At 68.5% G+C, this 9,487-nt stretch carries 7 protein-coding genes; 3 read left to right on the top strand and 4 right to left on the bottom strand.

The window, feature by feature from the left end; all coding sequences use genetic code 11:
• The 3 genes from RYM47_RS13085 to RYM47_RS13075 form a co-directional block, all read right to left on the bottom strand.
• A partial coding sequence (locus RYM47_RS13085; RefSeq protein ID WP_315388485.1) for a M56 family metallopeptidase occupies window positions 1-1,126 on the bottom strand: 1,126 nt, incomplete at its 3' end.
• 3 nt (window positions 1,127-1,129) lie between these two features.
• Window positions 1,130-1,516 (bottom strand): BlaI/MecI/CopY family transcriptional regulator, encoded by a 387-nt coding sequence (locus tag RYM47_RS13080; RefSeq protein WP_070207699.1) that lies wholly within the window; start codon window positions 1,514-1,516, stop codon window positions 1,130-1,132.
• A gap of 90 nt (window positions 1,517-1,606) precedes the next feature.
• Window positions 1,607-2,704, bottom strand: coding sequence for an SDR family oxidoreductase (locus tag RYM47_RS13075; RefSeq protein WP_315388483.1), 1,098 nt, complete (start codon window positions 2,702-2,704; stop codon window positions 1,607-1,609).
• A gap of 175 nt (window positions 2,705-2,879) precedes the next feature.
• Between RYM47_RS13075 and RYM47_RS13070 the strand changes: the two genes are divergently transcribed.
• Window positions 2,880-3,224 (top strand): hypothetical protein, encoded by a 345-nt coding sequence (locus tag RYM47_RS13070; RefSeq protein ID WP_102946980.1) that lies wholly within the window; start codon window positions 2,880-2,882, stop codon window positions 3,222-3,224.
• On the opposite strand, the gene RYM47_RS13065 is transcribed toward RYM47_RS13070, so the two are convergent.
• A complete protein-coding gene (locus RYM47_RS13065; protein ID WP_315388481.1) occupies window positions 3,202-4,287 on the bottom strand; it encodes a DNA topoisomerase IB in 1,086 nt (361 codons plus the stop codon). The genes RYM47_RS13070 and RYM47_RS13065 overlap by 23 nt on opposite strands.
• A 135-nt stretch (window positions 4,288-4,422) precedes the next feature.
• On the opposite strand from RYM47_RS13065, the gene RYM47_RS13060 reads away from it, so the two are divergent.
• Together RYM47_RS13060 and gltB are read left to right on the top strand one after the other, a co-directional pair.
• Window positions 4,423-4,839 carry an I78 family peptidase inhibitor gene (locus RYM47_RS13060; RefSeq protein ID WP_315388479.1) on the top strand — a complete coding sequence of 139 codons (417 nt, stop codon included), beginning with the start codon at window positions 4,423-4,425 and terminating at the stop codon, window positions 4,837-4,839.
• Window positions 4,840-4,992: 153 nt separating this feature from the next.
• Complete coding sequence (gltB, locus tag RYM47_RS13055) at window positions 4,993-9,447, top strand: glutamate synthase large subunit (RefSeq protein ID WP_315388477.1); 4,455 nt, start codon at window positions 4,993-4,995, stop codon at window positions 9,445-9,447.
• The last annotated feature ends 40 nt before the right edge of the window (window positions 9,448-9,487 follow it).

Here is a 9,487-nt window from a genome sequence, read left to right as displayed (position 1 = left end):
GCGCGGGGGCCGGCTTCGGCGCGGCCACGGCCGGCGGTGCCGCTGGTGCAGCGGGAACCGCCGGTGCAGCCGGAACTGCAGGTGCGGCCAACGCAGGCGGGGCCGGAGGCGGCGGCGGAACGGCCGCCACCAGGCGCATCGGCGCCACGCCGACCAGCACGAACAGCGCGGTCACGCCGACCGACACCACGCGCGGCAGTGAACCGGTCTGCTGCAGGGTGAGCAGGCGACGCTTGAGGCTGCGGAAGTTCGGCGAGGCACTGGCCACGCCCACGGCCGGGCGCGGGGCCACGCCCAGCTGCACCAGCAGGCGCCCGTAGTCGTGGCGACAGTGCCCGTGGCCCGCGACCACGGCGCTGTCGCAGGCTTCTTCGCGGGCCAGTGCATATTCGCGCGCGGCCAGGTGCACCAGCGGATGGAAGAACAGCAGGTGCTGGGCAAGCGAAGGCAGCAGGCCCCACCACAGGTCGCGGCGTTGCAGGTGGACCAGCTCGTGGGTCAGCGCCATGTCCAGGTCGTCGGCGGCCATCGCCGGCAGCTCGCGCGCGGGCAGCAGCAGTACCGGGTTCCACGGGCCGATCAGCTGCGGCGAGGTGATCTGCGCGGAAATCTTCAGCTGCGGCGCGCGGGCAAGGCCGTGCGCTTCGGCGGCCAGCTGCAGCGCCTGCTGCAGGCCCGCATCGGTGCAGGGTGCGGCGCTGCGCACCAGTGCGCGGCTCTGGCGATAGGCACGCAGGCTGTGCAGCAGCATCACCAGCACGCCGGCGGCCCACAGCGCGAAGAGCGCGGTCTGCCAGCTCGGCACGTGCGACGTCGCGGCGACGAAGGGCGCAGGGTCGGTCGCAACTGCGGCACCATTCAACTCGAATTGCACGGGCAGCAGCGGTGCTTCCACCAGCGTCGCCGTTTCGATACCGGGCGCCGGCAGCACCGCCAGTTCCAGCGGGCTGCTCCACACCAGGCCGAGCACGGCCTGCACGGCCACCAGCCACCACAACCGGCAGCGGGTGGCGGCGGGCAGGCGCGGCAGCAGGCGGCACACGCCCCACACCAAGCCCACCAGCACCGCGCTCTGCACGCTGGTCCAGGCCAGGCGAGTCAGCAGTTCCATCATCTGGGTGTCCATGGCTCAGCCCTCCCGCTTGCGCGACTGGAGCTGGGCGACCAGCGCTTCAAGTTCGGCCAGCTCGGTATCGCTGACCTCGGCCTTGTGCGACATGAAGGCCACGAAGGGGGAAACCGAGCCCTGCAGGGTCTTCTCCACGAAGCTGGCGACCGCGCCCTGGACCACGCTGTCCTGCTCGCCGGTGGCCGAGTAGCGATACACGCCCTCGACCTGCTGGCGCTGCAGGTAGGCCTTGCCGCGCAGGCGTTCCATCATGGTCAGCACGGTGGAACGGGCCAAGCCACGCTCCTCGCCGAAGCCGGCCGCCACCTCGCCCACGCTGGCGCTGTTCTGTTCCGCTACGTACTGCAGCAGGGCCAGTTCCTGGTCCCCGATGGTCTTGCCGCGCATGACACTCTCCGATGACTACACGTGTCGCCACCTTGTCAGTGACTACAGTTGTCGTCAAGTGCCGGAGGGTGGCAGCCGACGAACGGTCAGCTACCCATGCGGTCCGCCCATCACCGGCAGGATTACACCGCTGATGTAACTGGCGGTCACCGGCGAGGCCAGGAACACATACGCCGGCGACAACTCTTCCGGCTGTGCCGCGCGGCCCATATCGCTGTTCTTGCCGAACTCCGCCACGTCCGGGGCCTGTTTGTCGGCCGGGTTCAGCGGGGTCCAGACCGGGCCCGGCGCCACCGCGTTGACGCGGATGCCGCGCGGCAGCAGCTGGCTGGCCAACGCCTTGGTGAAGGCATGGATGGCGCCCTTGGTCGACGAGTAATCGATCAGCGCCTTGCTGCCGAACAGGCCGGTTTCCGACCCGGTGTTGATGATGCAGTCGCCTTCCTCCAGGTGCGGCAACACCGCACGCGCCATCTGGATGTAGCCACCGATGTTGGTCTGCAGCGTCTCCTGCAGGTGCGCATCTTCCAGGTCTTCCAGCCGTTCGCAGTGCAGCTGGAACGCGGCGTTGTTGACCAAGATGTCGATGCCGCCGAAGGCCTTGACCACCTGCTTCACGGCCTTGTTGCAGAACTTCGGATCGCGCACGTCGCCGGCGATCACCAGGCACCGCGTGCCCTCGGCTTCCACGTGCTGGCGGGTAACCTCCGCGTCTTTCTTCTCGTCCAGGTGCAGCACCGCGACATCGGCGCCTTCGCGCGCGAACAGCACGGCGACGGCACGGCCGATGCCGGAGTCGCCGCCGGTGATGATGGCGCGCTTGCCCTGCAGCTTGCCGCTGCCAACATAGTCTGGCGCGAGGAAACGGGGGGCGAGATCAAGCGCGTGCTCATTGCCGGGCTTGGCGATGTTCTGCGCCGGCATGGTTTCCGGCTGCTTGCGGCTGCCGGCCTGGGTGGCCTTCTTCGCGGTCTTCTTCGTCGCCTTCTTGGCGGCGCGCGCGTCCTTGGCCTTTTCCTGGTCCTGCAGGCGGCGCTGGCGGGCGGCCACGCGCGCCGCGCGAGGATCGCTGGCGGCCGCCTTGCGGGTCGCGGTTTTCACTACCGGTGTGCGTTCGCGGGCGGGCGTGGCGTCGGTGGCAATGGGTTTGGAAGCAGCGCGTTTACGGGTCTTCTTGGCGGTGGCCATGGTCAACTCCTTCAAATCTGGTGCCGTGCCGGGGGGAAGTAGCAGGGCCAAGGCAGTGTCTCCAACACGGCGGTCGGATACGGTGAATGCCATGTCGCCATGCCGTGACCGGCTTCATCCGCCGCATACGCCTGCGGCGGCATCGTGGACGCCAGAATCCTGCTGGAGCCACCCCATGTTGCGTCCCCTGTTTGCCGTTGCCGCACTTACCGCCCTGACCGCCTGCAGCAGCACGCCGATGGCGCAGGTCCAGCCGATCGACGGCGTCATTTCCGGCCAGTGCCATATCGACAAGGTGCGGGGTGCGGTCGGCCTGGCTGCCTCCGCTGCCACCGTGGAGCGCGCCCGCGTGGACAGCGACAGCCTGGAGGTGGTGGTGGTGCGTGGCCAGCGCATGGAGAGCGGGGCGACGGCCAGTGGCGCTGCCAACACCACGCCCGCCGGTGCGGAGAGTGGCGGCGAGCGGCTGACCATTGAGACCGGGCGGACCAACAACATCACGGCGATCTTCTGCGGTTGATGGGTGCGGGTTTGGACTTTTTTACTGCTTTTCTGGCGGTGCGCAGGAAGCGCAGGGTGGCCTGCTCCCATTGGCGTTCGCCGCGCAGGCCGGCCAGCTTTTCCAGCGCGCCGTTGCGCCAGCCGTCGAACACGCTGGGGTCGATGTAGGCCTTGCGGCATACCGCCGGGGTGTTGCCCAACCGTTCCGCCACTTCGCACACCACCTGCTTCTGCAGCGCGGCCAAGGCACGCTCGCTGGGCGCCTCGGGGAGCGCGGTCGCGGCGAACTGGCGTAGTGCGGCCATGGTGCCGCCCCAGGTGCGGAAGTCCTTGGCGCTGAAGTCCGCGCCCATCGCATCGCGCAGGTAGCTGTTGACCTGCCCGGAGTCGACCGGCTGCACGGTGCCGTCGTCGTCGCGGTACTGGAACAGGGCCTGCCCCGGCAGCTGCTGGCAGGCTTTGATCAGTTTCGCCAGCTGCTTGTCGTCGATCTCCACCTCCTGCTGCTGGCCCGACTTGCCACGGAAGCGCATCCTCGCACGGCCGCCCTTGACCATCTCCAGATGTCGGTTGCGCAGGGTAGTCAGTCCGTACGACTTGTTGTCACGTGCGTACTCGGGGTTACCGACCCGGACCAGGGTTTCGGACAGCAGCGCGACCACGATCGCCAGCACCTTGTCCTGCGGAAAGCCGGGCAGCTTCAGATCGCGGCGCAGGCGCCGGCGCAGGGTCGGCAGCGCTTCGCCGAAAGCGATCACCCGGTCGAACTTTCCGTCGCCACGCACCTTCGCCCAGTCCGCGTGGTAGCGGTACTGCTTGCGCCGACGGGCGTCGCGCCCGGTCGCCTGCAGGTGGCCGTTGGGCGAGGCGCAGATCCACACCTCGGTATAGGCCGGTGGAATCGCCAGCGCACGGATCCGGGCCAGGGTGGCGGCGTCGCGCACCGCGTGGCCGTCCGCATCGCGGTAACTGAAACCCTTGCCCGCCTTGCGCCGGCCGATACCGGGCTGCTCGTCGCTGACATAACGCAGGCCGGCGTCGCGGGCGGCGGCGGCTTCGGGGGTGGCAAGGCGTGCGGGCATGGTGGCAGTGGCAGGAAGGGGCCTGCAGTGTGTTCGGCACCGGTGTGGGACCGCGTCAATAACGCAACACAAACACCTCACGCCGTTCTTGACGATATGCTCACCGCCTCACTGGTTTCCACTTCTGGAGTCTCGATGTCCTCCTTGTCGTCCCGCCGCGCCCTGCCCTCCATCGGTCCCAAGCTGCTGGGTGCCGTCCTGCTCCCCACCGTGCTGCTGCTGGGTGCCTGCAAGGCGCCCCCCATGGACGAACAGGATGCCGCAGGCGCCCACGCACAGAAGGCTGCCGAAGAAGCTGCCGCACCCGCCGATGCCGCCACCGGCAAGGCCACCGAAGCGCCGCCGGTCGGCAACTGCGACGCCAACCAGGTGCAGAGCCTGATCGGCCAGGCCTTCACCGACGAGATGGGTGGCCAGGCCCAGCAGGACGCCAGTGCCCGCGAGCTGCGCGTGCTGAAGCCGACCGACATGACCACCATGGAATTCGTCGGCGAACGCCTGAACATCGAAGTGGACGAAAAGGGTGTGGTCAGCGGCGTGCGCTGCGGCTGAATTGGCGGGATTTCAACGGGTTTGGTTGCACCCGCAACCGTGTATTGCGGCGTTGCAACAACTGTGATCTAGTCGAAGCATCCGGTGCCTCCAGATGCGCTCAACGGATTGAGCGGGGACGAGTGTCGCCGCTCACCCGACTTTGAGGCAGAGATGGCCCCCCGCAACCGCCAAGGGCTTTACGACCCGCAAGACGAACGCGACGCCTGTGGTTTCGGCATGGTCGCGCAACTGGACGACCAGCCGTCACGGCTGCTGGTCGACACCGCGATCGCCGCGCTCTCGCGCATGACCCATCGCGGCGGCGTTGCCGCCGACGGCATCACCGGTGATGGCTGTGGCCTGCTGCTGCGCCGTCCGGATGCCTTCCTGAAAGCACTCGCGACCGAAGCGGGCATCACCCTCGGCGCGCGCCATGCCGCAGGCGTGGTGTTCCTGCCCCACGACGCCAGTGCTGCCCAAGCCTGCCGCGACACCCTGGAACAGCAGCTGCGCGGCGCCGGCTGCCAGCCGCTCGGCTGGCGCGTGGTGCCGACCGACCCGAGCGTGTGCGGCCAGCTCGCACGCGACACCCTGCCGCAGATCGAACAGCTGTTCGTCGACGCCGGTCCCGACCAGGACGAGTCGGCGTTTACCCTGGCCCTGTTCCTGGCCCGCCGCCGCAGCGAACAGCAGCTGCGCGAGCACGCCGACTACTACGTCACCACGCTCAGCCCGAGCTCGATCAGCTACAAGGGCATGGTGCTGCCGGACAAGCTGAGCCGGTTCTACCCGGACCTGCAGCGCAGCGACCTGGCCTCCAGCGCGATCGTGTTCCACCAGCGCTTCTCCACCAACACCCTGCCGCGCTGGCCGCTGGCGCACCCGTTCCGCATGCTCGCCCACAACGGTGAGATCAACACCATTGAAGGCAACCGGCGCTGGGCGCAGGCGCGCAGCAAGGTGTGGAAGACCCCGCGCTTCGACATCGCCCAGTTCGACCCGGTGATCTCCATGCACGGCTCGGATTCGCAGAGCCTGGACAACATGCTGGAGCTGATGGTCAGCGCCGGCATGGACCTGATCCAGGCGCTGCGCATCCTGGTGCCGCCGGCGACCCAGTCGCTGGAGTTCAAGGACGCCGACCTGGCCGCGTTCTACGAGTTCTACGGACTCAACAGCGAACCCTGGGACGGCCCGGCCGGCATCGTCGCGTGCGACGGCCGCTATGCCGCCTGCACCCTGGACCGCAACGGGCTGCGCCCGGCGCGCTGGATGCTCACTTCCGACCGCCACTTCCTGGTCGCCTCCGAAGCGGGCGTGTGGGAAGTGCCGGCCGAACGCGTGGTGCGCAAGGGCAAGCTCGGCCCGGGCGAGATGATGGCCATCGACCTCAAGCGTGGCGACCTGCTCGACTCGGACGCCATCGACCGCATCAACCGCGGCCGCGCCCCGTACAAGCAGTGGCTGCAGCAGGGCGTGACCTACCTGCAGACCGAGCTGATCGACCCGTCGCTGGTCGAAGAGCCCTTCGACGAACGCACCCTGCGCAGCTATCACAAGCTGTTCCAGCTCAGCACCGAGGAAGTGGAGCAGATCCTGCGCCCGCTGGCCGAGACCGAGCAGGAAGCCACCGGCTCGATGGGCGACGACACCCCGATGGCGGTGCTCAGCCAACAGAGCCGCCCGCTGTACGACTACTTCCGCCAGGCCTTCGCGCAGGTCACCAACCCGCCGATCGACCCGCTGCGGGAAGACTGCGTGATGTCGCTCACCACCCAGCTCGGCAAGGAGACCAACATCTTCCACGCCGGCGCCGAGACGGTGAACCACGTCATCCTCAACTCGCCGGTGCTCAGCCAGCGCAAGCTGCGCCAGCTGATCAAGATGCCGCAGTATGCGGACCGCAACCGCCTGATCGACCTGTCCTACAGCCTCGATGAAGGGCTCAAGGCCGGCATCGAGCGGATCTGCACCGAAGCCGAGGCGGCCGCCCGCGACGGCATCGTCATGCTGCTGCTCAGCGACCGTTACCCGGTCGCCGACCGCCCGATGGTGCATGCGCTGCTGGCTACCAGCGCGGTGCACCACCACCTCTCCAACGCCGGCCTGCGCTGCGAGGTGAACCTGATCCTGGAAACCGGCACCGCGCGCGACCCGCACCACATGGCCTGCCTGCTGGGCTTCGGTGCCACCGCGGTGTATCCGTACCTGGCCTACCAGACCCTGTTCGACCTGGGCCGGCGCGGCATCCTGCAGCTGAAGAAGGGCGGCGAGCAGTCGCAGATCGGCCGCAGCTACCGCAAGGGCATCTACAAGGGCCTGTCCAAGATCATCTCCAAGATGGGCATCTGCACCGTGGCCAGCTATCGCGGCGCGCAGCTGTTCGAGATCGTCGGCCTGGACGATGAGGTGGTGGACCTGTGCTTCCCGGAAACGCCATCGCGCGTGGCCGGGGTGGGCTTCGCCCGCCTGGACGACGAGGCCCGCGAGCTCACCGTGCGCGCCTGGAACGACCTGCTGCGCCCGGACGTGGGTGGCGTGCTCAAGTACGTGCACGGCGGCGAGTACCACATGTACAACCCGGACGTGGTCATGACCCTGCAGCGCGCCGCGCGCAGTGGCGATGCCGCCGACTGGCAGCGCTACTGTGAAGCCGTGCACGGCCGCCCGGTATCGGCGCTGCGCGACCTGCTGCAGCTCAAGGCTGCGCCGACGCCGACGCCGCTGAGTGAAGTGGCCCCGGCCGAAGACCTGTTCCGCCGTTTCGACACCGCTGCGATCAGCCTGGGCGCGCTCTCGCCCGAAGCGCACGAAGCGCTGGCCATCGCCATGAACAAGCTGGGCGGGCGCAGCAACTCCGGCGAAGGCGGCGAAGACCCGGTGCGCTATGGCACGAACAAGCGCAGCAAGATCAAGCAGGTGGCCTCGGGCCGCTTCGGCGTCACCGCCGAATACCTGGTCAATGCCGAAGTGCTGCAGATCAAGGTCGCCCAGGGCGCCAAGCCCGGCGAAGGCGGGCAGCTGCCCGGGCACAAGGTCAATGAGCTGATCGCGCGGCTGCGTTATGCCAAGCCGGGCATCGGCCTGATCTCGCCGCCGCCGCACCACGACATCTATTCCATCGAAGACCTGGCCCAGCTGATCTACGACCTCAAGCAGGTCAACCCGGACGCGCTGGTGTCGGTGAAGCTGGTCTCGCATGCCGGCGTCGGCACCATTGCCGCCGGCGTGGTCAAGGCCGGCGCGGACCTGATCACCGTGTCCGGCCATGACGGCGGCACCGGCGCCAGCCCGGTCAGCTCGATCCGCTATGCGGGCGTGCCGTGGGAACTGGGCGTGGCCGAGTCGCACCAGGCACTGGTGGCCAATGACCTGCGCGGGCGCACCCTGCTGCAGACCGACGGCGGCCTGAAGACCGGCCTGGACGTGATCAAGGCGGCCCTGCTGGGCGCGGACAGCTTTGGCTTCGGCACCGCGCCGATGATCGTGCTGGGCTGCAAGTACCTGCGCATCTGCCACCTCAACAACTGCGCCACCGGCGTGGCCACCCAGGACGAGCGCCTGCGCGAGAACCACTTCACCGGCCAGCCCGAGCGCGTGGAGAACTTCTTCCGCCTGCTGGCCGAGGAAGTGCGCGGTTGGCTGTCGTTCCTGGGTGCGCGTTCGCTGGAAGAGATCGTCGGCCGCACCGGCCTGCTGCGGCAGATCGAAGCGGCACCGCGCGACGGCGTGCGCGTGGACCTGTCGCGCCTGCTGGCCGACAGCCGCTACGAGGGCAGCCACTGCGCCGCGCTGCGCCTGTACGAATCGCCGGACAGCCTGGCCACGCAGATGGATGGCCTGCTGGCGCCGGCCATCGAGCACAAGCGTGGTGGCGAGCACCGCTTCCTGATCCACAACACCGACCGCAGCATCGGCACCCGCCTGGCCGGTGCAGTGGCGCGCGCGCACGGCAACCAGGGCATGGCCGAGGCACCGCTGGAACTGCGCTTCCGCGGCAGCGCCGGGCAGAGCTTTGGTGCCTTCAACGTCGGCGGCCTGCACCTGGAAGTGGAGGGTGAAGCCAACGACTACGTCGGCAAGGGCATGGCCGGTGGCCGGCTGGTGGTGCGCCCACCGCGTGGCGCGCGCTTCGAGGCACGCAGCACCGCGATCATCGGCAACACCTGCCTGTATGGCGCCACCGGTGGCGAGCTGTTCGCCGCGGGTCGCGCGGGCGAGCGCTTCGCGGTGCGCAATTCCGGCGCACTGGCGGTGGTCGAGGGTGCCGGTGATCACTGCTGCGAGTACATGACCGACGGCGTGGTGCTGGTGCTGGGCAAGGTCGGCCTGAACTTCGGTGCCGGCTTCACCGGTGGCCTGGCCTACGTGCTGGACGTGGACCGCGATTTCGTCGATCGCTACAACCACGAACTGATCGACATCCATCGCGTCTCCGCCGAAGGCTTCGAGAACTACCGCCAGCACCTGCACCGCCTGATCGGCCGCCACCGCGAGCTGACCGGCAGCATCTGGGCGCAGCAGATCCTGGACGAGTTCCGCGATTACATCGGCAAGTTCTGGCTGGTCAAACCCAAGGCCGCCAGCATCGAGTCGCTGACCGAAACCCTGCGACGCGCTGCGTGATGTCTTCCGGTAGTGCCGGCCGCTGGCCGGCAACGTTCCC

The sequence above is a fragment of the uncultured Stenotrophomonas sp. genome, assembly GCF_963519125.1.
Taxonomy (GTDB): Bacteria; Pseudomonadota; Gammaproteobacteria; order Xanthomonadales; family Xanthomonadaceae; genus Stenotrophomonas.
The sequence above is the reverse complement of the archived record's forward strand: the minus strand, read 5'-3'. Positions and strand labels throughout refer to the sequence as shown.